Annotated in this window: 24 protein-coding genes; 14 read left to right on the top strand and 10 right to left on the bottom strand. The window is 42.5% G+C overall.

Translation table 11 applies throughout. The features are described from left to right. Positions 1 to 8 precede the first annotated feature (8 nt). Entirely contained in the window at positions 9 to 869 is an 861-nt protein-coding gene (locus CXF88_RS12365; protein ID WP_101087105.1) for a DMT family transporter, read from the top strand. A 399-nt stretch (positions 870 to 1,268) separates the two neighbouring features. On the opposite strand, the gene CXF88_RS12360 is transcribed toward CXF88_RS12365, so the two are convergent. Both CXF88_RS12360 and CXF88_RS12355 read right to left on the bottom strand, forming a co-directional pair. Beyond that, complete coding sequence (locus CXF88_RS12360) at positions 1,269 to 2,102, bottom strand: mechanosensitive ion channel family protein (RefSeq protein ID WP_101087229.1); 834 nt, start codon at positions 2,100 to 2,102, stop codon at positions 1,269 to 1,271. 284 nt (positions 2,103 to 2,386) lie between these two features. Then, positions 2,387 to 3,220: a hypothetical protein gene (locus tag CXF88_RS12355; protein WP_101087104.1), complete on the bottom strand. Its 834-nt coding sequence runs from the start codon at positions 3,218 to 3,220 to the stop codon at positions 2,387 to 2,389. Between the two features lie 634 nt (positions 3,221 to 3,854). Here CXF88_RS12355 and hyaA point away from each other — a divergent pair. The 12 genes from hyaA (at position 3,855) to CXF88_RS21985 (ending at position 16,405) form a co-directional block, all read left to right on the top strand. Beyond that, a complete protein-coding gene (gene hyaA / locus CXF88_RS12350; RefSeq protein ID WP_101087103.1) occupies positions 3,855 to 4,991 on the top strand; it encodes a nickel-dependent hydrogenase small subunit in 1,137 nt (378 codons plus the stop codon). Between the two features lie 2 nt (positions 4,992 to 4,993). After that, positions 4,994 to 6,697: a nickel-dependent hydrogenase large subunit gene (hyaB, locus tag CXF88_RS12345; RefSeq protein ID WP_101087102.1), complete on the top strand. Its 1,704-nt coding sequence runs from the start codon at positions 4,994 to 4,996 to the stop codon at positions 6,695 to 6,697. Positions 6,698 to 6,728: 31 nt separating this feature from the next. Next, positions 6,729 to 7,397, top strand: coding sequence for a Ni/Fe-hydrogenase, b-type cytochrome subunit (gene cybH / locus CXF88_RS12340; protein WP_101087101.1), 669 nt, complete (start codon positions 6,729 to 6,731; stop codon positions 7,395 to 7,397). Between the two features lie 15 nt (positions 7,398 to 7,412). Then, positions 7,413 to 7,967, top strand: a complete 555-nt coding sequence (locus CXF88_RS12335; protein ID WP_101087100.1) for a HyaD/HybD family hydrogenase maturation endopeptidase — start codon at positions 7,413 to 7,415, stop codon at positions 7,965 to 7,967. Further along, positions 7,954 to 9,978, top strand: coding sequence for a NiFe hydrogenase (locus CXF88_RS12330; protein WP_157822795.1), 2,025 nt, complete (start codon positions 7,954 to 7,956; stop codon positions 9,976 to 9,978). Before CXF88_RS12335 ends, CXF88_RS12330 begins: the two co-directional genes overlap by 14 nt. Positions 9,979 to 10,033: 55 nt before the next feature. Continuing rightward, positions 10,034 to 12,445, top strand: coding sequence for a carbamoyltransferase HypF (hypF, locus tag CXF88_RS12325; RefSeq protein WP_101087098.1), 2,412 nt, complete (start codon positions 10,034 to 10,036; stop codon positions 12,443 to 12,445). Between the two features lie 286 nt (positions 12,446 to 12,731). Further along, positions 12,732 to 13,451, top strand: coding sequence for a hydrogenase nickel incorporation protein HypB (gene hypB, locus CXF88_RS12320; RefSeq protein ID WP_059743617.1), 720 nt, complete (start codon positions 12,732 to 12,734; stop codon positions 13,449 to 13,451). A gap of 2 nt (positions 13,452 to 13,453) precedes the next feature. After that, positions 13,454 to 13,696 (top strand): HypC/HybG/HupF family hydrogenase formation chaperone, encoded by a 243-nt coding sequence (gene hypC / locus CXF88_RS12315; protein ID WP_011637566.1) that lies wholly within the window; start codon positions 13,454 to 13,456, stop codon positions 13,694 to 13,696. Then, positions 13,693 to 14,820 carry a hydrogenase formation protein HypD gene (gene hypD, locus CXF88_RS12310; protein ID WP_101087097.1) on the top strand — a complete coding sequence of 376 codons (1,128 nt, stop codon included), beginning with the start codon at positions 13,693 to 13,695 and terminating at the stop codon, positions 14,818 to 14,820. The genes hypC and hypD overlap by 4 nt, the downstream gene beginning before the upstream one ends. Continuing rightward, positions 14,810 to 15,817: a hydrogenase expression/formation protein HypE gene (gene hypE, locus CXF88_RS12305; protein ID WP_101087096.1), complete on the top strand. Its 1,008-nt coding sequence runs from the start codon at positions 14,810 to 14,812 to the stop codon at positions 15,815 to 15,817. The genes hypD and hypE overlap by 11 nt, the downstream gene beginning before the upstream one ends. Continuing rightward, on the top strand, positions 15,817 to 16,161 hold the full coding sequence (locus CXF88_RS12300) for a hydrogenase maturation nickel metallochaperone HypA (RefSeq protein ID WP_101087095.1): 345 nt from the start codon (positions 15,817 to 15,819) through the stop codon (positions 16,159 to 16,161). Before hypE ends, CXF88_RS12300 begins: the two co-directional genes overlap by 1 nt. Before the next feature lie 79 nt (positions 16,162 to 16,240). After that, complete coding sequence (locus tag CXF88_RS21985) at positions 16,241 to 16,405, top strand: hypothetical protein (protein ID WP_011637570.1); 165 nt, start codon at positions 16,241 to 16,243, stop codon at positions 16,403 to 16,405. 211 nt (positions 16,406 to 16,616) lie between these two features. Here the strand turns inward: CXF88_RS21985 and CXF88_RS12295 are convergent, their stop codons facing one another. Beyond that, positions 16,617 to 18,374 carry an acyl-CoA dehydrogenase C-terminal domain-containing protein gene (locus CXF88_RS12295; RefSeq protein WP_101087094.1) on the bottom strand — a complete coding sequence of 586 codons (1,758 nt, stop codon included), beginning with the start codon at positions 18,372 to 18,374 and terminating at the stop codon, positions 16,617 to 16,619. A 345-nt stretch (positions 18,375 to 18,719) separates the two neighbouring features. On the opposite strand from CXF88_RS12295, the gene CXF88_RS12290 reads away from it, so the two are divergent. Beyond that, entirely contained in the window at positions 18,720 to 19,655 is a 936-nt protein-coding gene (locus CXF88_RS12290) for a hypothetical protein (RefSeq protein ID WP_101087093.1), read from the top strand. A gap of 81 nt (positions 19,656 to 19,736) precedes the next feature. Here CXF88_RS12290 and CXF88_RS12285 read toward each other — a convergent pair whose 3' ends face one another. From CXF88_RS12285 to rpsA, 7 genes are all read right to left on the bottom strand, one after another. Continuing rightward, a complete protein-coding gene (locus tag CXF88_RS12285; protein WP_101087092.1) occupies positions 19,737 to 20,288 on the bottom strand; it encodes a DUF2058 domain-containing protein in 552 nt (183 codons plus the stop codon). Positions 20,289 to 20,315: 27 nt separating this feature from the next. Next, positions 20,316 to 21,158, bottom strand: a complete 843-nt coding sequence (locus CXF88_RS12280; protein ID WP_101087091.1) for an SDR family oxidoreductase — start codon at positions 21,156 to 21,158, stop codon at positions 20,316 to 20,318. 109 nt (positions 21,159 to 21,267) lie between these two features. Continuing rightward, positions 21,268 to 21,966 carry an orotidine-5'-phosphate decarboxylase gene (gene pyrF / locus CXF88_RS12275; protein WP_101087090.1) on the bottom strand — a complete coding sequence of 233 codons (699 nt, stop codon included), beginning with the start codon at positions 21,964 to 21,966 and terminating at the stop codon, positions 21,268 to 21,270. Between the two features lie 68 nt (positions 21,967 to 22,034). Beyond that, positions 22,035 to 23,195 (bottom strand): lipopolysaccharide assembly protein LapB, encoded by a 1,161-nt coding sequence (gene lapB / locus CXF88_RS12270; RefSeq protein ID WP_101087089.1) that lies wholly within the window; start codon positions 23,193 to 23,195, stop codon positions 22,035 to 22,037. Between the two features lies 1 nt (position 23,196). After that, positions 23,197 to 23,493: a lipopolysaccharide assembly protein LapA domain-containing protein gene (locus CXF88_RS12265; RefSeq protein WP_162023219.1), complete on the bottom strand. Its 297-nt coding sequence runs from the start codon at positions 23,491 to 23,493 to the stop codon at positions 23,197 to 23,199. A gap of 122 nt (positions 23,494 to 23,615) precedes the next feature. Further along, positions 23,616 to 23,903, bottom strand: coding sequence for an integration host factor subunit beta (gene ihfB, locus CXF88_RS12260; protein ID WP_011637578.1), 288 nt, complete (start codon positions 23,901 to 23,903; stop codon positions 23,616 to 23,618). A 77-nt stretch (positions 23,904 to 23,980) separates the two neighbouring features. Beyond that, the gene (gene rpsA / locus CXF88_RS12255) at positions 23,981 to 25,648 is read right to left on the bottom strand and encodes a 30S ribosomal protein S1 (RefSeq protein ID WP_059743635.1); all 1,668 of its coding nucleotides are present in this window, start codon (positions 25,646 to 25,648) and stop codon (positions 23,981 to 23,983) included. Positions 25,649 to 25,681 lie beyond the last annotated feature (33 nt).

Here is a 25,681-nt window from a genome sequence, read left to right as displayed (position 1 = left end):
ACGGTTTGATGAAACAAGAAGCGTTGCGCGGCAAAATATCCTTATTACTGGCCACAATGCTTGCGGCTGTGGGATGGATAGCCTCCAAACTTGTTATTTTAGAGATGCCTGGAGAGGTGTTTATTGCTGCTCGCTTCTTAATCGCGAGTCTGATTTTATTGCCATTTTGTTATCAGCAGATTTTTGTTCTACGCCTGAAACAAATTGCCGCGCTTGGTGGCGTTGGCATGGTATTAGCCGCTTCGATTGAAGTATGGGTTCACGCGATTACCATCTCTAATACTTTGTCTGAAGGTGCTTTTATCATGAGCCTGGCGATGATTATAGCCCCGTTTATTTCTTGGCTATTATTCAAAGTAAGACCTAACCGCATGTTTTGGATATCACTGCCTATTACTTGTATAGGCATTATGTTATTGACCATCACAACTGGCTGGGAAGTTGATAACAGCCAGTGGTTTTTCTTATTATCATCGGCACTGCTGTCATTGCATTTTGTATTGAATAAGCGGGTCTTGACCAATATAAAACCGTTAACATCCATCTGCGTACAATTATTCATGGTGGGCATTGTGGGTTGCGTGATTATGGCTGCGGTTTCACCTGAACGTTTTGAGATAAATGGTCATGTGCTATTTTGGTTTGCGGTATCAACGGTTATCGCAACCAGTGTGCGTTATTTACTTCAAACTGTCGGTCAATTTAGCGTTAAAATTGAAACCGCTTCGCTGATCATGATTTTAGAACCCATTTGGACATTAATATTGTCTATCAGCTTTCTTGATGAGGTAGTTGAAATGCAAAAGCTTATTGGTGGCGGGGTTATTTTATTGTCACTGTTTATTTACATCAAATATTCTAAAAAATAGTGCGTAAAAAGCCTTATTTATGACATCTATAACATCACAACATCTACAACATCTACAACATCTACAACATCTGCAACGCTGAGTATATCAATGTTGTAATAACCTATTTTTCGGTTTATTAACCACGGCGTTGTATTCGCTACGCAAATGCATAGGGTTGGAGGTACACAACGCCTTATACACTGAGGTGTAACTCAATTGCTGAGACTAAGCTGAGATGAGTCTATAAACGCTACTGAAAGGTCATGATGACGAGTAATAGACACATGCAAAGACTTTGTATTGATGTGATTGATGCTAAAACACAGTGAAGTTAATGATTAATCCCAGTGTTGAACTGAGATTAATCATGCCGTGCGGACTAAACATGTAGAGCGATAGAGAGCGATTTCAGATGAATTAGCTAAAGTTTTCGTGGTAAGCAATCATAAAGTCTTCTCTTATTAACTGCTCTAAATGTATGGCGCGTTCGGTGGGGCAAAAAATCATGATATGCACATTTTGCTCGCCGTTGATGCCGCTGGTGATATGAATATGCGGTTCGCTGCCAGGTAAATCGACACCAGCATGTTTTTCTATCACACCGTTGTAACGCTTAGCCACTTCGATAAAGTCTTCACAGTGCTGTTCTATTTGACGGGTTAACCCAGGAAACAGTGTATAGAGATTAACAAACTGGACCACGGTAATGGTTATGTTGTGGTAAACATAACGTTTCATAAAGTTGAGGTTTTTCACCGCATAGGTAAAAAACATACTGTTAGGTAATGTCGCGGTTTTACCGGTGTAATGATATTGACCTTGATCAAGGTCGATCTCTTGGATAACGGTGGCCATTAAGTTATGTTCAATCACTTCGCCATATATTTTCCCTACTTCAATCCAATCACCAATCACAAATGAACGTGAACTCGCGCGTTGTATTGAGCCGGTAAAGCAAAGAATAATTTCTTTTGATGCTATCACTATGGCAATGGCAATGGCGGTAACAGACAGTGCAAACTTGCTAACTTCGGATTGCCAAAGCATGAACAAAATAACCAGTATTAAAATGAAGGTGCCATTTTTAGTGCGTGACATCCATTTGCGTTGCACATCAGAAAGAAAAGCGACGTCGCCACGAATACTTGAAATGATAAAACGTTTTATCACTGAGATAAGCATTATTATTAACACCGTTAATAATAATTTGTGTTCGAGAAAAAAATCGACGATCAAAGCTATATTATCTATCAAACTTGTTACCTACGTTGTTTTTGTTTCCACACTCATGGTGCTGAATTACGGACATTCCGGCCGTCACTCTATTGGCAATAGCAGCAGAAGACAAGGTAATTAGGCCATAACAGTATGAGGTCTAACCTGGTGCAGCAGTAAACACTTAGTCAACTTCGGTAAATTTTCCCCTTCATAAACACGAAAAAACCATTAATGTAGCTGACATTAATGGTTTTATGCGAATCGATATTCGCAATATTGACGTGATATTGAAGTGAATATTTTAGCTGGTGATCATTTTAGTTAGTTTGGTAGTAAATAACAGTTGGTGTTATCGCTATAACATCATCATATCGATACCCCAAACCATTTGGCTGCCCTTTTACCGGCTTAACATCTGAGTTGTCGCTTAGCTTAACTCCCCAATGATTATTACTGATACCATCGAAAATAATATTTATTACGCCGTCACTTTCTTTAACCATCGCGGCAATGTGGTGCTTGGCCATAATGTCTCTTACCTTAGCTGAGCGTGATGAGCACAAATCACACGCTTCTATATTGGTGACATTTTTAAAATATGTGGCATCGGCTGAAGGTACAAACCCAGCTACCGCTGACGGTTGATATTGAATAATACCTGCGGGGGTGAAAAATGCATTATTGACTCTAAATACATTATCATCTGAGCGCTGAACAATAGTGATATCGACGTTGTCCTTAAAAAAACGACTGATTGCGTCTTGCTCTATCAGCAATATGTTGATGGCCTTAACCCTTTGGTCTCGACATGATTTTTCATTGCACAGCACTCTATTGGGCAAACTGGTGACAAATTGGGGATCGGCTTTAAATATCGCGTGACTCATTACACCTAAATTGAAGTTAGCAAAATCATTTTTATCCTCTGCAGAGGTAAATTTTGTTGGATGCACATCAAGCACACCATACGGTGAGGCTAACCCAGGCAATATTTCTGCAATGCCATTTTTGGGTAATAAACCCCGTAAATGATTAATTGTTGCACGGTACTCTTTATCAGAGTCTGCCGTGAGGAAGTTTGGTAAGTTGTTTGCGCTGGCAACTGTCGGCACAAGCAATGAGCATAACAAAAATAGATAAGTGGCTCTCATGGGTGAGTAACATCCTTTTAATGTCATAGTTAACGTCATAGTTAACGTCATAGTTAACGTCATTGATGTTTAAGTAAAACACATCGTTGTTGTCATAATGTTATAAAAACACGCAAAGTTAAAGCCGTGTCTAATCAAATTGTGAGTTTATCTTATGGATAAATTAGCATTTTTTGTCCAGCTTACTTCGCTGTACGTTGTCATTATTAGCATTCTTTAATCAATGATACCTGCTCTGTATTTGGTAAACGGATGACAAGTTCACTCATAATAAGCAGAACAGTTATTAGCCGTTTAACCATGACGTTATCCTGTGGCGGAGATGGCTAGTGATAAGTATCCAACGAGCATCCGCTCCGCACACAACTAGATTGAACAAGATTTAACTCGCCAACATCAGCAAGTCTATAAATAATAACGTCAATAAAATGGTGATCTGCGACAATTTGTCCGATTTCATTTTTGTTAACTTGATCAACATCATGTATTCGACGATATAGCCCTACATATGCTAAGGAAATATCTTACAAGTTGATTTACATCAAAGACCATTTTTGGCTGAGTTTTAATATTGATACCGATGGATTGCAACTAATTATTAGCCACTGAGCTAACTTAAGCAGAAGGTATCAACATGGACACACATGCAGCCCTTTATAAACAGGGTCAAGACCGCCTTGATTATTTACGCCAATTTGCCCAACGTCAGCCCGTGTCACTACAACAAAAAATGGCCAACATTGGGATATCTCGTCGAGACTTCATTAAGTGGACCGCGTCGGTCACTGCAATGTTTGCCTTGCCCCTACCCTTTAGTAATCTGGTTGCCGAAGCGGCAGAATTAGCCGACCGAGTGCCGCTAATTTGGTTACATTTAGCCGAATGTACTGGCTGTTCTGAGTCATTAATTCGTACCGACACGCCCAACCTCGACACATTGATTTTCGATCATATCTCGCTTGAATATCACGAAACCTTAATGGCAGCCTCTGGCTGGCAAGCAGAAGAGAACCTAGAAAACGCTCTTGAAACCTACAAAGGTCGGTATTTGCTGGCCGTTGAAGGTGCGGTCCCTACCGCCAATAACGGCACCTTTTTAACCGTGGGTTGTAAAGGTCATACGGGTTTACACATTGTTAAGGAAGCAGCGGAAAATGCTGCCGCGATTATCTCCGTTGGTACTTGCGCTGCTTTTGGCGGTGTACAAGCCGCTGCACCTAACCCGACTGGGGCAAAAGGTGTTTACGAAGTGGTCGATAAACCTGTGATTAACTTAGGCGGTTGCCCTCCGAGCGAAAAGAACATTGTTGGCACGCTAATGTATTTCATTATGTTCGGTAAGTTACCTGCACTGGATATGTTTAATCGTCCTAAATGGGCTTACGGCGCACGGGTACATGATAACTGTGAACGTCGTGGGCGCTTTGATGCTGGTGAGTTTGTTGAAGAATTTGGTGATGAAGGTGCTAAAGAAGGTTACTGCCTTTATAAAGTCGGCTGTAAAGGCCCATATACCTATAACAACTGCCCTACTGAGCGTTTTAACCATCACACCAGTTGGCCGGTGTTAGCGGGTCATGGCTGTATGGGTTGCTCTGAGCCGAATTTTTGGGATGACATGGCGGACTTTGAAAAACCGCTAGGACGCCAACTTTTACATGGCATAGATGCCACCGCAGACACCATTGGTGCGGTCATTTTAGGCGCTACCGTTGTTGGTATTGGCGCCCATGCAGTTGCTAGCGTATTTGCTAAGCCTTTGGAGGAATAATCATGAGTAAACGTGTCGTTATCGACCCTATCACCCGTATCGAAGGCCATTTACGTGTCGAAGTTGAAGTGGATGACAATAATGTCATTACCAAGGCTTGGTCTTCGTCGACCTTATGGCGAGGTATTGAGGTTATTTTAAAAGGCCGAACTCCAATGGATGTGGGCTTAATTGTGCAGCGTATTTGTGGCGTATGTACCTATTCGCATTATCGTTGCGGTACTGAGGCAGTTGAAAATGCCCTTGGGGTTAAGATCCCACTTAATGCTAAATACCTGCGCAGCATAATGCAGTCATCACTCTACATGCATGATCATATTGTGCATTTTTATCATCTACATGGTTTGGATTGGGTGGATGTGGTATCAGCATTAAGTGCCGACCCAGCCTTAGCGGCTAAAGTGGCAATGAATTACTCTGATGCACCGATTGCTGCCGGTGAAGGTGAATTAAAAGCGGTACAGGCACGAGTGAAAGGCTTGGTCGAAACCGGAAAACTGGGTCCATTTGCCAATGCCTATTGGGGTAATGGTACTTATCGTTTTACCCCTGAGCAAAACCTCATTGCGTTATCGCATTATTTAAAAGCACTTGAAGTACAACGTGTGGCAGCTGAAATGTTAGCTATTTTTGGCGGCAAATCGCCACATCCACAGTCTATTGTTGTGGGCGGCATAACCTCAGTACGAGACATGTTAAGCCCTGCCCGTTTACAAGAATGGAAACAAAAGCACGCTATCGTGCAAGACTTTATTGAGCGAGCTTACCAAGCCGATATTGTGATGGCAGCAGAAGCATTTGGTACAGAAGCCAGTGTACTTGGCGGCGTAAATGTTAACAGTTTCTTGTGCGGTGAAGATTTTATTACAACCGATGGCGAGTACTTATTTAACCAAGGGGTCATTTTAAACGGTGATTTAGCCAATGTATTGGATATCGACCCGAGCTTGATTAAAGAAGATGTGACTCACGCCTGGTATAAAGCTGATGGTCCGCAACATCCATATCAAGGAACCACCATTCCTGATTACACCGGGTTTATTGAGCGCGACACTGTGTATGGCAAATTGCCCACCATTAATGGCGATGGTAAATACTCGTGGGTTAAGTCTCCGCGTTACCAAGATGAACCGATTGAAGTGGGTCCACTAGCGTGTTTGTTGGTTAACTATGCCCGTGGCAATCAAGTTGTGGTCAATGCGGTTGATGGTTTGTTAGCTCGCACTGGTTTGCCTCTTGAAGCATTGTTTACCACTTTAGGCCGTACTGCTGCACGTATGTTGCAAACGGTGTTGGTTGGCCAGGCCAGTTTGCAAACCTTTGATGCTTTACTGGTGAATATACAGTCGGATCAGTCTACTTACGTTAAACCTGAAATAGACCCAGACCGTGTTTACGAAGGTTATTCGATGATTGAAGCCCCTCGCGGCATGTTAAGTCATTGGATCCGGATTAAAGATGGCAAAGTCGAAAACTACCAAGCTGTGGTTCCTACAACCTGGAACGCAGGCCCTGTGGATGCTAACGGTAAAATGGGCCCATACGAAGCTTCGTTGATTGGTTTGAAACTTGAAGACCCAACTAAGCCGTTAGAAGTCATTCGCATTATTCATTCCTTTGATCCTTGTATGGCGTGTTCCGTTCACGTGATGGATTACAAGAAACACACCCTAGGTCAATTTAAAATTGATCCAAATGGGTTTTAATCAGAGGTAATGGAGTAGGAGGGATAAAAGTATGGAACATATTGCAACCCATAATCGGCAGCTGATATTTACTCCAGCGATTCGAATATTTCACTGGTTACGCGCTCTGGCCATTTTGGTATTAGTGATCACCGGATTTTATATCTCGTGGCCATTTTTAGTGGCGCCTGCCAGCACTGATGTATTGGTACAAGGTTGGATCCGCTTTGCCCATATCATTTTTGGATTTTTGTTAACCAGTATTACCTTAGTGCGTTTTTACTTGTTTTTCTTTAGTCGTATTAACAATGAAAGACGATCATTTAAAGATGTGCTATCGCCTCGAAGCTGGATATCGCAAATAAAATCCTACTTTTGGATGGGCAGTTTAGACAAAGCCGGCGTTTACGGACCATTACAGTTTATGACCTATGTGGCCATTTCGTTTGTCGCCTTGATTATGTGTATCACCGGCTTAGTGCTTTACGCCAATGTGTACCATTTAGGTATTGGCGGAATGCTCGGTGATGTATCGGCATGGATAACCGGCCTCTGTGGTGGTTTAGCGCCACTGCGGATTTATCATCATTACTTAACATGGGCCTTCATCATCTTTGTGGTGATCCACATGTATATGGCGGTGTGGTCTGGTATTCGCTTTAAACATAATTCAGTCGACTCTATTGTGTCTGGTTATGACTATCACAAAGTACATAAATAGGATGAATGAATAATTGTGAAAAAAATATTGCTGTTAGGTATAGGCAATGTATTGTACGCCGATGAAGGAGTCGGCGTACATTTTGTCAATTATATCAAAGACAAATACCAATTCAGCCACCAAACTGACAGCATAGATATTGTCGACGGTGGCACCCTAGCTCAAGGCCTTATTCCGATGATAAGCCAGTACGACCATTTGATTGTGGTCGATACGGTGAATAGTGTTGGTGTGGAGCCCGGTGAAGTGTACTTTTTTGATTTTGATCACGCCCCTGCTGAAATCGATTGGCAAGGCAGTGCTCATGAAGTGGAAATGCTGCAAACACTCAACATGATGGACATTGTGGGTGATAGACCACACACGTTTGTATTAGGCGTTACCCCTACTGTGATTGAGCCAATGACTTTGGGGCTTACACCACATTTACATGCCGCCATTCCGCTAATGGAACATGCTCTGTTAACCCATTTGACCGACTTAGGGTTTAGCCAGCAGATTGTGGCTGATATTACTATTGATGAGGTGATTCCTGACGCCTATAAGCGAGGTTGCTATGTCGATGCATAACATTCGATTTGATTTTGTATGCCAACGCCATGTGCCCTTATATGAGCACTTGTGTAATCAATACCTGGAGCGTAACGAATTTAATATCAGTATTGGTGCTGAATCCGAGCCTCAAACCAGTAAAATACGTTACTTTATTGAGGCCTTTGCTACGCAAGCGCAACTTGAAGCATTAGCCGATGAGATTGCCAGTGATTTTTTGTTATCCGTTTGGTTACTTGACACCCACATTCAGCGGATTGAGCAACACAGCGGACAGCGAAAACCGTTTAAGATAAAACCGCTTTATTCTGGTTTACCGCTGTATTTTTGTCAGCATTGCCAACCACAATTTGGCGATAATCAACACCCCTCTTTTGGTGATATTAATCTGCAATGTCATCATTGTATGGGACATGAAAAACTCAGTCGCGATGAAAAATCGTTAACTCAGGCCGACATCGCCGCGATGGCAAACCGCCTACTAAGCCATAAGTCTCTACCCTTACCTATTCTTGGGATCACGTTGTGGTTAACCCCACCCGCGGCCATATTCTCCTCAACCATACAACCCTCGACCATATCGCCAAATGCAGATGATCAACGCATAAACTCATCACAGACCAATGCGCCTATAACCGCAATAACCACAACAATAAAATATCAACGGCCGCGAATATTAGTCTGTAATCCGAATTCTTTGAATAGCCATTTTATTGTTAATGACAGCCAAGTGTTGGCATTATCTAGCATCGAAAAACCGTTACTAAGAGTGCGACCAAGTAGTGATCACCCCAGTTTATTAGCGCCGCTGTATGAAATTCAATTTGCTGAAAATCGTTTGTTAGTGATACTCACGGAAGTGTTACGCCAAAAAGGCATTAATTGGTTGCATGTCACTCATGATATTGACCTGCATACTAGCCAAGAAGCCTTGCTCAATAAGCCGCTGCGTTTGGCCAGTGTTAATCAACAATGGTTACCCATTACCACCCTAGGTAATGGCACCATACCGTTACCCACTAACGTAACCTGTTTGCATGATGAGCATCATTACCAAGATGATCTGCATACGTTTACGGTTCAAAGTTCTAAAACTGACATTAATTGGCGAGTGAGTGACAACGATGCTAAACCTTCTAATTCACGGTCAGCTTTACCGTTAGCTGTGCCAGCTGTTTTAGCGAGCTCTTGCGCAGATGATTCGAGCACGATCACTAACGATATGACTACCAGCTTATGTGCGTTAAATGCCGCGGTACTGCGCTGTGACCCCAATAAAAATCATCATAAAGCACAATTTGTTAAGCATGCTGCGGTATTGTATTTCAGCCAACATAATACTTGCCAAATTGTCACCCTCGACAGCCAAAGTAAGCCTGAGTTATTTTTCCAATTACCGACGTTGCCGACAACAGGTTATGAGATTTGTCATAGTTTGTCTGAGTCTCCTCAAAAAAGCCTGTTAGATAAGTTTAAACAATTATTTCCCGCCGAATATAATCAATTATTGGACCTGCACATTCAAGCCAACGATGGTGCATTGTCTCAGCTAATGGCTGTTGCTACCCTGATTATTGGTGCCTATCCAGTAGAAACCGCTCAACGTGTGACGGTAACCGAACTTGCCGATAAATTTATTGCTTTAGCGATGGCGCATCATGGCAACAATGCACCACGCATTGACTTTCCACTCACCAAAGGTGCCGCACATCGTAGCCTTAATTGGTGTAAAACATTGGGCTCGTTAATGAGTTTCAAGTTGGCAGGCGAGACTAACTTAGCAAAACTTGCGTTTGCATTTCATGACTCGTTTGCCGACTACTTAAGCCATTGGGTTGAACATTTAGATCAAAATATTGGCGTAAAACAATTAGTGATTGCAGGAAGCGAATTTGCTAATCCGGTGTTAACTGATCGGGTGCAATTACGCATTGGTAAAAACTTTCCGCTGCTGGTTAATCCATTACTGGATTTAGATGGCGTTAATATCGCAATTGGTGGGCTATATCTCAAACAAAGACGTGGATAAAAGGTATCTTAAGGTATATCAGTTATTGCTTATCCTTGTATGAGATTGAGTCCTTATGAAACCATTACAGCAAGTTACCATTATTGTTAAAGGTATTGTACAAGGGGTTGGTTTTCGCCCCTTTGTGTTTCGTTTGGCACATCAGTTAACTTTACTCGGTAGTGTGCTAAATAATCACCTTGGGGTGACGATTGTTTTACAGGGTAATAGCGAACAGATTGAACAGTTTATCGATACATTAGCTAAATCTCCTCCGCCATTAGCGCGAATTGATGCCATTGAGGTTACTCATCAAACTCAATTAAGTTTGTTTGACCAATTTAGTATTATTGAAAGCCATGCCTCATCTGACGAGCATGCAAATGTGGCTATTTCGGCCGACATGAGTATTTGCCGAGATTGTCTTAACGACATTAATGACCCTCAAAACCGTCACTATCAATATCCGTTTACTAATTGCACCAATTGCGGTCCGCGCTATACCATTATCAACGCCCTGCCTTATGACCGATGCAACACCGCCATGGCTGATTTTGAGATGTGCGAAGATTGCCACACCGCTTATACCAACCCAATGAATCGACGCTACCATGCCCAACCTGTCAGTTGCCCACATTGTGGCCCACAGTTAACCTTTAGCGTCATCAATGCTCATGCTGAATGTCTTTATGATTCATCGATGTTAATAGCATTAGAGCAAGCCGTTGAAATGATAAACCGTGGTGGCATCATCGCCATTAAAGGTTTAGGCGGTTTTCATTTGGTGTGTGATGCCACCAATAACGATGCGGTTGCAGCCCTGCGCGAACGTAAACAACGCCTCGCTAAGCCATTAGCGATAATGGTGACCAACTTAGCCCAAGCAAAATTATGTGTCAGCGGTACTGAAACGGAATGGCAAGTGTTAACCAGCCCTGAGAAGCCGATTACCTTGATGACCAAACGTGTTGTTAGTAATGATAACAGTGGTAATGGTAAAGATGATGGATCAAATAATGGGCCGATCATACTGAGTCCATTGCTAGCGCCGGGTATTGATCGCCTTGGAGTATTTTTACCCTACACACCATTACATCATTTATTGATGCAGCGATTACAGAAACCCATTGTAGCGACTAGCGCCAATCGCAGCGGTGAACCCATTATTGGTAATCAGGCTGACATTGAACAGTATTTAAGCCATGTAGTTGATGGGATACTCGACCATAATCGGCCGATTATTAATGCTTGTGATGACAGTGTGGTACAAGTGATTGACGGGCAACTGCAAGTGATTCGATTGGCTCGCGGTTATGCGCCGCTAACCATTAATTTGCATACACCAATGCTATCAAACAGCCAAAACAGCGTGTTGGCTGTTGGCGCACAACAAAAAAACACGGTCGCATTTGGTTTTGCCGATAATTTGATTGTATCACCGCACATTGGTGATTTATTCAGCCTTGAAGCAGAGCAATATTTTAGCCAAAGCTTAGCGACGTTTAAGCGTTTGTATGACTTCAACCCGAGTCATATTGTGCATGATAATCACCCGCAATATGCGCCGACACAATGGGCGGAAAATTACCAATCGGAACATCACCTTTTGCCATCTCATTGTATTGGCATACAACACCACTTCGCCCATGTTTTGTCGGTTATGGCGATGCACCAACGCACTGAGCAAGTATTAGGATTCAGTTTTGATGGCACAGGCTTAGGTGATGACGGTGCATTATGGGGCAGCGAAGTGATGCTGGCTGATGTTAACGGTTTTACCACTGTGGCCCACTTTAGTTGCTTTAAGCTCATTGGCGGTGAACAAGCCATTAAACACCCGGTTAGAATTCTGCTGGCATTATTGTTTGAACAGATGCCGCTTGAACAAGTACTTTTACTCCCGATTGCCGCTATAGCCGATTTGGGCAGCAAAACTGTCACTAATTTGTATCAATTATGGCGTAACAATAGCCATTGTATTGAATGTCGTTCCGTTGGACGTTTATTTGATGCTCTTGCGGTGGCGTTAGGCTTTATTGGTAGCTCGCAGTACGAAGGCCAAGCGGGAATGATGATTGAAGCGGCAGCCAATGCCTATAATTGCAAGTCAAATATTGAACCTTTACCTGTAACACTCAACACCATAAGCGACACTGACTCACAACCGATTCAATGGCACAGTAGCGACTTTATCACTCAGTTGGTGAACTGTGCTGTGGAAATCTCACATAACCCTTTAATTAACCAACAAATATGTTGGCATTTTATCAATGCGATTAGCCAGCAATTGGATAAGATTGGGCAACAATATCCCCAGTTACCGCAGGTATTTTGTGGTGGTGTATTTCAAAACAAAACCTTACTAAGCCAGTGCATTAATGATTGTAAACGTGGCCAACGGCAAGTTTTGCCCAGTGGCCATATTCCCATTAATGACGGTGGTATTGCATTAGGTCAATTGTGGTATGCCATACATCACATGGCGTAGGCTTAGACTTAGACTTAGGTGTATCAAATACTAATGACAATTTAACCACTGTAAGTAACTTGAATAGATTAATTTTTATCATAATCCGGCTAGCAGCCGGTATCGCTAACGCTGCAATGCTACATCAATGTTGACCTTCAGATAATTGTGGCTTTGGTCACATAATTAACGCAATAACACTGTTGTTCACAGTGTTTATTGCAAAAACTGATGTGTATCAAAGAATCCTTAATCCACTTAACCGACACTAGTTAATAAGAATAACAACAAGGTTAAGGAACATAACATGTGTAAAGATTGCGGCTGTTCAATTACCCATGATCATGACCATACTCTTCATAGTAATCCTCAGCTTAACGATAAAAAGACCTTAGCGGTTATCCATAAAATATTGGATAAAAATGATGTCGAAGCACAACATAATCGTGATCATTTTGCGGCTCATCAGGTCAGTGCCTTTAATCTAATGAGTAGTCCTGGCAGCGGTAAAACCAGTCTTTTAGAATGTTTACATGAATACCTTGATGCTCGCTATGCCGTGATCGAAGGCGACCTTGAAACCTCACGCGATGCCGACCGTTTAATTGCCAAGGGTATCAACGCCTATCAAATTCAAACTGGCTCTGCCTGTCACCTCGATGCATTTATGGTTCACGGTGCACTGCATCACATTAATTTAGATGATGTTGATATTTGCTTCGTTGAGAACGTCGGTAATCTTGTGTGTCCTGCCAGTTATGATGTTGGCACCCATAAAAATATTGTGTTGTTATCAGTGCCTGAAGGTGACGATAAAATTGAGAAGTATCCGGTGATGTTCCGCCGAGCAGATTTAGTGGTTATCACCAAATCTGACCTACTTCCTTACTTTGACTTTAGTATTGACGAAGCCAAAGCACAGTTAAGTAAATTAAACCCAGATGTGGAATTACTCGTTGTATCAGTGAAAAATCCTGATTCGATGAAAGTATTAGCAACGTGGTTTGATGAACATAAGGAATATTAGCTATGTGCTTATCAGTACCGTCAAAAGTAGTTGAAATTCATGACGATGCAACAGTCACTGTTGATACGCTTGGTGTTAAACGTCGTGTGAGTTGTCATTTGATATGCGATCCGTTGGCGTTAGGCGACTTCGTATTGATTCACATCGGTTTTGTGATGAATAAAATTGACCACAATGATGCGCAAGAAAGCCTCGATTTATATCAACAAATTGTCGCTGAGATGGAATTGGAGTCTGAGCAATGATTAGCCTAAATGACTTTTATCAAGGGTTTCGAGATCCTCAGACTATTCGTCATTTAGCGCAATTGATAGCTCAACAAGCGGCTAAAACGACTGAGCAAATAAACATTATGGAAGTGTGTGGTGGCCACACCCATACCATTATGAAGTACGGTTTATTACAGCTTTTACCCGACAATATTCACTTTATTCACGGTCCGGGTTGCCCAGTGTGCGTTATGCCTAAAGAGCGAATTGACCATGCCGCTACCCTTGCCTCTCAAGCTGATACCATTTTAGTCACCTTGGGCGACATGATCAGAGTGCCAGGTTCAATGGGCAGCTTGGCGCAGTTTCGCGCTAAAGGCTGCGATATTAGGCCTATATACGATCCATTGGATACCTTAAAAATTGCCCAAGATAATCCTGACAAAACCGTGATTTTTTTCGCTATTGGTTTTGAAACCTCAACGCCAATGACTGCCGCCTTACTGGCACAGGCTGAAGCACTGAAAATAGACAATATCTTGTTTCATATTAATCATGTGCTGGTTCCACCCGCCATTGATGCAGTGATGTCTGATAGCCGCAGTAAAGTGAACGCTTTTATCGGTCCTGCTCACGTCAGCGTGATTAGTGGGGCTCAAATCTACCAATCTACAGTCGACCAATACAAAACCCCTGTTGTGGTGTCTGGGTTTGAACCGGTAGATGTGATGGAATCTATTTTACGTATTGTGCGCCAAAAAGTGGCAGGCAAAGCAGAGCTAGATAACCAATACAGCCGCTCTGTGAGTTACGAGGGCAATATTGCTGCACAACAACTTGTCGACAAATATTTTATGGTCCGCGACAGCTTTCGCTGGCGTGGATTAGGGCCTATTGCTAATTCGGCACTGACACTGCGTCCTGAATATCATCATCGAGATGCCGAACGCATTTATGCAAAAGTATTGCCGACAACCGAAATTGATGACCATAAAGCCTGTATGTGTGGCGATATTTTGCGAGGCTTAGCCAACCCTAAAGACTGCAAAGTGTTTGGCCGTGGCTGCTCACCACAAACACCGCTGGGCAGCTGCATGGTTAGCTCAGAGGGCGCGTGTAATGCTTATTACCGCTATGGAGAAGTTAATCATGCCATCTAAAAAGACGATTCAACTTAGCCACGGTGGTGGCGGTAAAGAAATGGATCAATTGATCCACGATTTGTTTTTTAAAGCCTTTGATAATCCGATTTTAACTTCGCAAGAAGACGCGGCCAAACTGAATATGTGTGGTCATATTGCTTTTACCACTGACTCTTTTACCGTTTCACCGTTATTTTTTGCTGGTGGCGATATCGGTAAACTCGCTATTGCCGGCACGGTAAACGATTTAGCCATGATGGCTGCACAACCCGAATATTTAAGCTGTAGTTTTATTATTGAAGAAGGTTTTCCACTGGATGACTTAACCACTATTGTGAATAGCATGGCTGCTGAATTACACAAATCAGGCGCGCGGATAGTTTGCGGCGACACTAAAGTGGTGCCTAAAGGCTGTGCTGACGGGCTATTTATTAATACCTCTGGTGTAGGGCGTATTTTACATCCGAATATTTCAGTGCGTAATTTACAAGTGGGCGACGCCATTATTGTCTCTCGTGACATTGGATGTCATGGTGCGGCAATTTTAATGGCCCGTGATGGCTTAACACTTGAATCTGAGTTGTGCAGTGACTGCGATACGCTATGGCCGATTGTTGAACAACTGCTGGTGGCAAATATCGATATTCATGCCATGCGAGATGCGACTCGCGGTGGTTTATCTGCGGTGCTAAATGAGTGGGCCAAAGCTTCGAACATTGGCATTGATGTTGAAGAAGCCAGCATTCCTATTTGTGATGAAGTAAAAGGCTTATGTGAGTTATTTGGCTTTGAACCTTTCGATTTAGCCAATGAGGGCACCTTTATTATGGCATTGCCAATGGATGTCGCCGAAGGGGCTATTGAAGTTATGCAGCGCTATGGCCACTGCGAACACGCAGCAATTATTGGCCATGTTACTGAACGCCATCCTGGCAAAGTGGTGCTACAAACACCTTGGGGCAGCAGTCGCTATTTAGATTTACCACAAGGTGAATTACTGCCAAGGATTTGTTAATGCATGAATACTCGATTGTGATGTCATTAATGGAACAATGCGAAGCGCTTGCACAGCTGCATAAAGCCACACGAATTGAGCAAGTTGAACTAAAAATTGGGGTGTTAAGTGGCGTTGAGCCAACCTTACTATCGACAGCTTTTGAAACTTTTAAATTAGACAGTGTTTGTCATGAGGCAAGATTAATTATTAATGTTCAGCCATTAATGTTGCAGTGCAATCAATGCGAACAACAATCGCAAGTAGATGAACGAACCATTGTTTGCCCCATTTGCCAGTCAAATAAAACCACCGTGATTGACGGTGAAGACATGATGTTAATGCAGCTTGTCATGGACACATAACACAATTTTTATCAAAGCGTTATATTGAAATACCCTAACCTAATAACCAGAGTAACCTTACAAATACAAGGACAACACCATGAAATACTTATCAATTGCCTTTATCCTTGCCACTATTCCATCTATTGCTATGGCGCATGAGGGACATGGTGGTGTTGGACTGTTTCACCATTTTATTCAATTAACACCCGCCATAGCTCTTGTGGCCATTGTGGCGTTTATCTATTGGAAGCGCACTAAGTAATTGCCTAACCTGTAGTCAACACGTTATGCGATGCTAAAGCTAAAATAGTTTGCTAGATCAACGCGATTAAACGTTGGTTATTTACCTTGGTTAGCACAACGCTTGAAACGCTGCTTGAAACGCTGCTTAAAACCTTGATGATATAAAGGCTGCCAAACAAATAAGCCTTCCATCGGAAGGCTTATTATCTTATTGCATCACAAATGTAGACTTAGAACATTTCTGCAGGCATTGCCATTATCGATTTATCACCCTGATTAACTTGTGATAAATGATACTGAGATTTTGATAATAGCTTATCCATATAGAAGTCAGCCACAAACTGCTTTTGGGCAGCAAAGCTGGCATCTTCATGACTTGACGCCTTGTCGGCCATCAATAGCCAGAAGTAACCGTATAAGGCATAACCAAATGCATCTAAGAAGTCTACTGCACAAGCGTTAACTAATGCTGGTTGAGTTTTCTTGTTGTCATTGACGTAGTTAGCTGTTGTGAGTAACTCCGCAAACACTTGGCTTACCATCGCTTTATGCTCAGCATTAGCCTGAGTTAATTGCGCAATACTTGCATTCACTTCAGCAACAAATTCAGTCAAAGTGGCGACATTATCGTAAGTAATTTTACGGCCTAAAAAGTCGATAGCTTGAATACCGTTAGTGCCTTCGTATATTTGTGCAATACGGGTATCACGAACAAATTGCTCGATACCGGTTTCACGAATATAACCATGGCCGCCAAACACTTGCTGACCCATAACCGTGGCATCTAAACCGCGGTCGGTTAAAAATGCTTTTGAAACAGGTGTAAGCAAACCAACGTACCTAGCCGCTTTAGCTTGCACATCGCCACTGGCATACTTTGCTAAATCCAACTGCTTACCGGTATAAACCGATAATGCTCGGCCCGCTTCCGTCATCGCACGGATAGTGAGTAACATGCGGCGTACATCGCCATGCACAATAATAGGATCGGACGTTGCGCCAGTCGCTGAACCTGCAGCAGCAACACCCTGTAGGCGATCTTTAGCATAGTCTGTGGCCATTTGATAAGCCGCTTGTGCGTTACCTAGACCTTGTAAACCAATGGCTAAACGCTCGTAGTTCATCATAGTGAACATACACACTAAACCGCGGTCAGGCTCGCCAACTAAGAAGCCTTTGGCGTTATCATAGTTCATCACACAGGTAGCAGACGCTTTAAGACCCATTTTGTGTTCAATAGAACCCACCGTAACACCATTGGCTTCGCCTAAGCTACCATCGGCATTAACGCTGATTTTAGGCACGACAAACAATGATATGCCATTCGAGCCTGAAAGTTTTGCGAGTACTAAATGAATGACGTTTTCAGTTAAGTCATGATCGCCGCCGGTAATAAAAATCTTGTTACCGGTAATAGAATAACTGCCATCATCAAGCGGTTCTGCTTTGGTACGAATACCTTTTAAATCAGAACCAGCATGTGGCTCAGTCATGTCCATTGCACCAGCCCATTGGCCAGAATATAGATTAGGTAAATAAGTTTGTTTTAATTCTTCATTGGCATGTGCGTTAATACATAACGCAGCACCAGCGGTCAGTGAGTTATATAACGTAAACGAATTACACGAGCTGTAATTCATTTCATCCACTAACACGCCAAGCATTTTTGGCATGCCCATGCCACCAAAATCTGACTCACCACAAAGCCCTACCCAGCCGCCTTCTGAAAACTGCTGATACACTTCTTTAAAGCCATCAGGAGTAATAATGTCATTACCTTTATGAACCACACCTTGCTCATCACCACTGCGATTTAAAGGGTGAAGCAGATCACGGCTGATCTTATTCGCTTCATCTAGAATGGCTAATGCAGTATCCATGTCGACAACATCTGCCATAGCTGGAAGTTGTTCCCATGTAGCTTGGGCATCAAATACCTGTTCCAACAAGAATTGCATGTCCTTTAACGGGGCTTGGTATGGGTTCATAAGAGTCTCTTAAACAAATAATTAAAACAGTTGTTTTAATTTATACTAAAGCGCTACAAAAAGAAAAGCTTTTTAGCAATTATCTAACCATAATTTGACGAATGTCGGCTAGAGCGAGCCTTTATCTCGATAGTTTACGTTTCTCAGCCCAATAGGGTTCCAATGAGTTACAATTAGCCGTACGATCCATGAGTTAGCAGCTTATTTGATTGAGATCTGTGGTCTTTTTGAACTTTATTTGATGACCCAATAGGTCCAAACCCAAGTATTAAGCCCGAGTATTAAGCCCGAGTATTAAACACGAATATTAAACTCTAGTAATAAACCATAGCGAACAGCACTTTTATGCATACACGTACTGACGAGATCCCCCCATCATCTTCCCTATCTGAGCACTATCAACAGATCACCGTCATTGGTAATGCACATGGCGATTGGCAACCAGCCGACATTGGACATACTTTTATTTTCAATGGGACTGAACATGATGCCGATAACGTTATTAACATTTGTAATGGTCCTTATGCTGGTTCGCATCAGGCCTTCGTTGTCAGTAATAGTTTAGATGACAATCAGTTAGTTTCATTGCTAACCGAAGTGGGTGAAAAACTCGAAGGACAACTTAACTGCTGGCCATCTTCGGGATTGGTGACCATTTTATTGATGTCGTTGATGGCAAAACAGGTCAATGTACAACGTATGTCTTTATTACCGTCTTTAGCGAGACCCAATGACATGCCTGCCTCAGAACATTTACCTTGCATGGTGCATAATTGGTTAGGTGAGCGTCGTATTGCATTAGGTTTGCAACTCACCAGTAATAATATTCAGTGGCCCGAATTGTTTGTAGATGATGCCTCTATCCTATTGCTTCACGAAGCTGAACCCGTTGATATTAATCCGTTTGAGGTTCTATTGAGTGATGCGGTTCGTCGACGCCAAAATGAAGTGTTGACCCCAGATAACGCTGACTCTAAATTTAAAATAGCCCAGCGCTTAGCCTTGCAAGTGACGACTGAACAACCTGACAATCTTGATGTGCAATATGCGTTGTTAGCCGCCTTGAGTAACTTACCGAGCGTGCAATGGGTAACCTATGCTAACCAAAGCGATCTCATCATGGCAGAGTCTTTGTTTTATAATCAGTATCCACAAACAGCCAGTTATTGGTACCTTATCGATAATCAAGCATCACAATACTTAGATACTATCCGCCATCACCTTGCTTATTGTCAGCAGGTCATCGCGTTAACGGCAAAACAGGCTAATGCAAACTCGTAAAGTATTGGTTAGCACCAAACAAAAACGCCTCTATTTAGAGGCGTTTTGTTGTTAATGATTAATGGTTAATGGTATAACCAATTACCACATTAAATCATCTGGAATTGCATAATCTGCATATGGGTCATCGGCTCCACTCACCTGCTCAACAGAGTCTTTAGCGGCTTTATCCCATAAGTAACCACACCATTGTGGAACAAGTAACTTCACTCGTTCTGCGAGCTTATGCGGCACGATGTAGGTTTTATCTTCATAACGGACTATGCCTAAACTGCCATTGAGTAAATCAGCTTGGATTTTATCGGTAATATAAACCGAATAAATTTTGTTTTCTAACGTGAAGTTAAACTTAAGCTCAGCATCACGGGCTACGGTAATGGCAAACTTAGAAAACTCGCTGATTAAACCACGTACTTGACCTTTTTCAGATGCTTCAGCAAAGCGCTTTTCATTCAATGCTTTATCTTTTTTAGCTTGTTGCAACTTTTGCTCAGCAATTTGTTGCTTGAGCTCTGAACTGCCGTCATCAACTTTGGCTTTTTTGTCACGACGCTTTTGTGTTTTTGCATCGCGTACTTTTTGTTTACTGGCAAGACCTGCTTTAAGCAGTTGATCTTGTAATGCATTTGCCATGGTATTTACCTTTAAATTTATCGATTTTTATAAACCGTGCTTGGCGGCTATGTCGCCTAATTCTGTCATTGCAATACTGGCTCCACCCAATGACCAACCACCATCAACAGGCAAAACAACACCGGTAATGTATGACGCCATGTCAGATGCAAGGAACAAAGCTGCATTAGCAATATCTTGACCTTTACCATTGCGTTTTAGCGGCACACTATTGGCCACTCGTTGTTGCAGTTCCTCACTGGGCGCTAAGCGATTAAAGCCTTCGGTATCTTCTATTGGGCCAGGTACGATAGAGTTAATTCGTATCCCTTCAACACCCCACTCTAACGCTAATGTACGAGTCAACATATCGACTCCGGCTTTAGCGGCGCAAACATGCACTTGTAAAGGCATCGCGATATACGCTTGTGGTGCGGAAATTTGAATAATGCTGCCATTCGGGCGTGATAACAATGGATAAGCTTGTTTCAATACTTGAAAACTGCCAATTAAATCAATATCTATAACCGATTTAAAGCCATTGTTCGACAGCTTTGCCGCACTGGCCGGAAAGTTACCCGCTGCGCCACTCACTAACACATCAATATGACCGTAAAGGTCAGCAATTTTTGCAAAACCAACCGTTAATGCATCGTTGTCACGTACATCGAAACTGACACCTAAATGTTTGGCGTTCGGGTTAGCTTGGCTCAGTAATTCTACCGCAGCATTAACCTTATCAATACTGCGACTTGCCACCGCAACATTGGCGCCAGCAGTAGCAAATTGAATCGCAACTTGAAGGTTAATGCCAGATGTACCGCCAACCACAACAACATTTTTGCCTGTGTAATCAAACCCTGTTCTATCAAACCCTTTGTCATCAAACATAGTCATCCCTTATTTCTGTGTGATTTGGTTAATGTAGATAAGCTTCCTTTTGCCACTAGATTGACCAAGTCCATGACTCAGTCAATTTAGCCGTTAGCGCGATAACAAATCAAACATGCAGTGATTGATAAATAGCTTTAAGTGCTGCTAATGGATCGGCTGCTTGAGTGATAGGTCGACCAATCACCAAATAATCTGACCCTGCCGCAATGGCCTGGGGTGGTGTCATGACGCGATGTTGATCACCAGCATCACTGCCTGCGGGTCTAATCCCCGGCGTGACTAAGGTAAAATCTTGTCCAAATGATGATTTAAGCAATTTAGCTTCTTGAGCGGAACACACAACCCCGTCTAACTCTGCTTGATGAGTCAATTTGGCTAAACGTAGTACATGTTCAAATGCAGGGACATTAATACCAAGTAATACTAAATCTTCATCTGACATCGATGTTAATACGGTAACGGCAATCAATAATGGTGCATCTTCACCAAATGGAATCAATGCTTTTTTGGCTGCCTGCATCATGGCTAAGCCGCCACAGGCATGCACGTTAGTCATCCACACACCTAGATCAGCAGCAGCGGCAACAGCTTTTGCAACGGTATTGGGAATATCATGAAACTTTAAATCGAGAAATAAATCAAAATCACGACTGTGAATGTCTTTAACCAGATCGGGTCCGAATAACGTAAACATCTCTTTGCCGATTTTTAAACGACACATCTCTGGGTCAAGTTTATCAATAAAGGTTAATGCGTCGTTTTTATTGTCATAGTCGAGGGCGACTACAATGGATTTATCAGTCATTAGGACTCCAGCGGCAATAGCTTGTGTTAATGCATTTATTATAGGGATTCTATCTTGTGATGGCGACGTTATTCGCCATCGAGGCCTTTTATTCGCTTGATACTGCCCCACTGTTTACACGATGGACAATGCCAATACAAACCGTGAGAGGGGAAACCACAGGCAGTACAGCGATAACTAGGGCGGAATTTAATTTGTTGTTCAACAAGTTGTTCAAGCATGGACAGACTTTGTTTGGCTTGACCATCTTCAGCTTGTTTAATGTGTAATTTCATTAAATGCTGAAAGCCTTTCATGGTCGGATGACGATATAAATTATCGAGCATCATGGTTTCAGCACTTTGATGCTGGCCGAGGCTAATTTTATGTTCGGCGAGTGCAACTACTACACTGGCTCCCGCGCCATCAGCAATCGCTTTGGCGAGCAGCTCATGAAAACCATTTGGATCTTGGGTATCTCGATACACTTGCTTTGCAATTGAAACACCATCGGCAAATAAATTAATATCGGCCACTTTTAACTCTTGTAGCGCCTGCTTACATAGCTCAAATTGGCCTGCATCAAGATACATTTTAGCTAAGGTTAACCAAGCACGGCCGCATTGGGCGTCTTGTTTAATGGCTTGTTGTAGTTTTTTGATTTTATCAGCATCATTATTGGCTTCATCAGCTAGCTGACAATAAAAATGGGCCGTGGTGCATTTAAGCACTTGCTGACGTTTACGAGGTAGGCGTTTAGTGATATTGATGGCGTCTTGCCACTCTTTAGTCACTTGGTAGATTAACAGCAGTTGTGTTTCAGCTTCTTCACTGTGGTCATCTTGGCTGACTAAGTTAATAAAGATTTCTTCAGCACGGTCATAAAAACCTGCAGCCATATAATCTTTACCTAACTCCATCATCGCAATGTCACGCTGCTCATTGGTTAAGCTGGGCCTAGCAATCAAATTTTGATGGATGCGAATGGAACGATCCACTTCACCACGTTTACGAAATAACGAACCTAACGATAAATGGGTGTCGATAGTTTCATCGTCAACATCGAGCATGCTGATGAATAAATCAACCGCTTTGTCAGACTCGTTCGACAATAAAAAGTTAAGCCCAGTAAAATAATCTCGGCTTAATTTTTTAGTCTGCTGGCTATCGCTATGACGAATACTGCGTCGTCCCATGTACCATCCATAACCGGCAGCGATAGGCAATAACAAGAACAAGATTTCTAGCATACTAGGCGGCTTGATCCTTAGGCGTTACAACTACACTGGTTGCATCCGCAGCGGTGAGCTTTTTAAGCGCTTTGTTACTTTTACGCAATGCGAGTTTTAACTTTACGATGTGATAACTTGCAAATATCCAGCTGATAATAAACCCGCTGAAAAATACCACAGCAAGCACCATAGGCAATCGATACTGCCCTTCAGCAATAAAGTAACTTAAGGTTACGACTTGTTCATTTTTAGCGCCAAATAATAATGCTAGAACAAACATCAATCCAACCAGTACAACGACAATAAATGATCTCACGCTATTCTCCATGAAGGTGCATCAATATAATGATTATCCAAGAAATTTACTGGGCTGACCAGCATTGACTGCCATTAGATACAAAAAAGCCTCCAATAGGAGGCTTTTTATTCAAGCGTTAATCAAGGATTAACAGCATCGACACGTTCGCGCAGCTCTTTTCCCGGCTTAAAGTGCGGTACATACTTGCCTTCCAAGTCAACAGAGGTTCCTGTTTTTGGATTACGACCCGTACGAGGCGCACGATAGTGAAGTGAAAAACTACCAAATCCACGGATTTCTATACGATCACCGGTTTCTAATGTTGTCGCCATTTGCTCCAACATTTCTTTGATTGCACTTTCCACTTCTTTCGCCGACAGTTGCGACTGCCTAGTGGCGAGTTTTTCGATAAGTTCAGATTTTGTCATCTTAGCTATCCCATATTATCAAGCCAAACACAGTCGCCTAATGGGGACAAGGTCCCCATACAACAGACGATTTTCGATTACTTACGAGCTGCTTTAAAGGCTTCAGCCATTGCGCTGCTCATTACAACATCGTCTTGCTTGTTCAAAGTAGCAATCGCTTCTTTCTGTTCAGCTTCATCTTTCGCTTTGATAGATAAGCTGATAGAACGGTTCTTACGATCTACACCCATGAACTTAGCTTCGATTGCATCACCAACTGAGTATACAGTAGATGCGTCTTCGATGCGGTCTGCTGAGATGTCAGCTACACGAATGTAACCTTCAACTGTTTCTGCTAATTCAACTGTAACACCTTTTGCGTCAACAGCAGAAACAGTACCGTGAACTACGGTGCCTTTCTTCTTGTCAGCTAGGTATGCGTTGAATGGATCATCTTCAGTTTGCTTAACACCTAGGCTGATGCGCTCACGCTCTGGGTCTACTGAAAGAACTACAGCATGGATCTCATCGCCTTTCTTGTATTCAGAAACTGCGTCTTCGCCAGTACCGTTCCAAGAAATGTCAGATAAGTGAACAAGACCATCGATTCCACCGTCAAGACCGATAAAGATACCGAAGTCAGTGATTGACTTGATCTTACCAGATACTTTGTCGCCTTTGTTGTAACGAGTTGCGAAGTCATCCCATGGGTTAACTTTACACTGTTTAAGGCCTAGAGAAATACGACGACGCTCTTCATCGATGTCTAGTACTAACACTTCAACTTCATCACCTAAGTTAACAACTTTAGATGGGTGAATGTTCTTGTTAGTCCAATCCATTTCAGAAACGTGTACTAAACCTTCAACACCTTCTTCGATTTCAACGAAACAACCGTAGTCAGTTAGGTTAGTTACGCGACCAGTAAGACGTGTGCTTTCTGGGTAGCGCTTGCTGATTTCTAACCATGGATCTTCGCCAAGTTGCTTAAGACCTAGTGATACGCGAGTACGTTCACGGTCATACTTAAGAACTTTAACGTTGATTTCGTCACCAACATTAACGATTTCAGATGGGTGCTTAACACGTTTCCAAGCCATATCAGTGATATGTAAAAGACCGTCAACACCACCTAAGTCTACGAATGCACCGTAGTCAGTAAGGTTTTTAACGATACCTTTAACAGCTTGACCTTCTTGTAGATTCTCAAGAAGAGTATCACGTTCAGCACTGCTTTCAGATTCGATAACTGCACGACGAGAAACAACAACGTTGTTGCGCTTCTGGTCAAGCTTGATAACTTTGAATTCTAATTCTTTGTACTCTAAGTGAGCGGTGTCGCGAACTGGGCGCACGTCAACTAGAGAACCTGGTAAGAAGGCACGGATACCGTTTAATTCAACAGTGAAACCACCTTTAACTTTACCATTGATGATACCGATTACAGTTTCAGCATCTTCGTACGCTTTTTCTAGAACGATCCAAGCTTCATGACGCTTAGCTTTTTCGCGAGACAATTGAGTCTCACCGAAACCATCTTCAACAGAGTCAAGGGCTACGTCAACTTCATCACCTACTTGGATTTCTAAAACGCCTTGTGCGTTTTTGAATTCGTCAGCATTGATTGGGCTTTCAGACTTAAGACCAGCGTCAACAAGTACCATACCGTTTTCGATGGCAACAACTGTACCACGGACGATAGAACCTGGACGGAACTCTAGGGTTTGAAGGGATTGTTCAAATAGATCAGCAAAAGATTCAGTCATGTTTTAGGTTACTTTCATTAAATAAACCACCAT

Source organism: Shewanella sp. ALD9, assembly GCF_002836315.1.
GTDB lineage: Bacteria > Pseudomonadota > Gammaproteobacteria > Enterobacterales > Shewanellaceae > Shewanella.
The sequence above is the reverse complement of the archived record's forward strand: the minus strand, read 5'-3'. Positions and strand labels throughout refer to the sequence as shown.

Coding starts and splice junctions, on each gene's coding strand:
- CXF88_RS12330 (WP_157822795.1), top strand. CDS start 7,954: ATGTCGATGCATAACATTCGATTTGATTTTGTATGCCAACGCCATGTG.
- CXF88_RS12280 (WP_101087091.1), bottom strand. CDS start 21,158: ATGTTTGATGACAAAGGGTTTGATAGAACAGGGTTTGATTACACAGGC.
- hypD (WP_101087097.1), top strand. CDS start 13,693: ATGATTAGCCTAAATGACTTTTATCAAGGGTTTCGAGATCCTCAGACT.
- CXF88_RS12355 (WP_101087104.1), bottom strand. CDS start 3,220: ATGAGAGCCACTTATCTATTTTTGTTATGCTCATTGCTTGTGCCGACA.
- hypE (WP_101087096.1), top strand. CDS start 14,810: ATGCCATCTAAAAAGACGATTCAACTTAGCCACGGTGGTGGCGGTAAA.
- CXF88_RS12300 (WP_101087095.1), top strand. CDS start 15,817: ATGCATGAATACTCGATTGTGATGTCATTAATGGAACAATGCGAAGCG.
- rpsA (WP_059743635.1), bottom strand. CDS start 25,648: ATGACTGAATCTTTTGCTGATCTATTTGAACAATCCCTTCAAACCCTA.
- pyrF (WP_101087090.1), bottom strand. CDS start 21,966: ATGACTGATAAATCCATTGTAGTCGCCCTCGACTATGACAATAAAAAC.
- ihfB (WP_011637578.1), bottom strand. CDS start 23,903: ATGACAAAATCTGAACTTATCGAAAAACTCGCCACTAGGCAGTCGCAA.
- hypC (WP_011637566.1), top strand. CDS start 13,454: ATGTGCTTATCAGTACCGTCAAAAGTAGTTGAAATTCATGACGATGCA.
- CXF88_RS12365 (WP_101087105.1), top strand. CDS start 9: ATGAAACAAGAAGCGTTGCGCGGCAAAATATCCTTATTACTGGCCACA.
- hyaB (WP_101087102.1), top strand. CDS start 4,994: ATGAGTAAACGTGTCGTTATCGACCCTATCACCCGTATCGAAGGCCAT.
- hypF (WP_101087098.1), top strand. CDS start 10,034: ATGAAACCATTACAGCAAGTTACCATTATTGTTAAAGGTATTGTACAA.
- cybH (WP_101087101.1), top strand. CDS start 6,729: ATGGAACATATTGCAACCCATAATCGGCAGCTGATATTTACTCCAGCG.
- CXF88_RS12290 (WP_101087093.1), top strand. CDS start 18,720: ATGCATACACGTACTGACGAGATCCCCCCATCATCTTCCCTATCTGAG.
- CXF88_RS12295 (WP_101087094.1), bottom strand. CDS start 18,374: ATGAACCCATACCAAGCCCCGTTAAAGGACATGCAATTCTTGTTGGAA.
- hypB (WP_059743617.1), top strand. CDS start 12,732: ATGTGTAAAGATTGCGGCTGTTCAATTACCCATGATCATGACCATACT.
- hyaA (WP_101087103.1), top strand. CDS start 3,855: ATGGACACACATGCAGCCCTTTATAAACAGGGTCAAGACCGCCTTGAT.
- CXF88_RS21985 (WP_011637570.1), top strand. CDS start 16,241: ATGAAATACTTATCAATTGCCTTTATCCTTGCCACTATTCCATCTATT.
- CXF88_RS12285 (WP_101087092.1), bottom strand. CDS start 20,288: ATGGCAAATGCATTACAAGATCAACTGCTTAAAGCAGGTCTTGCCAGT.
- lapB (WP_101087089.1), bottom strand. CDS start 23,195: ATGCTAGAAATCTTGTTCTTGTTATTGCCTATCGCTGCCGGTTATGGA.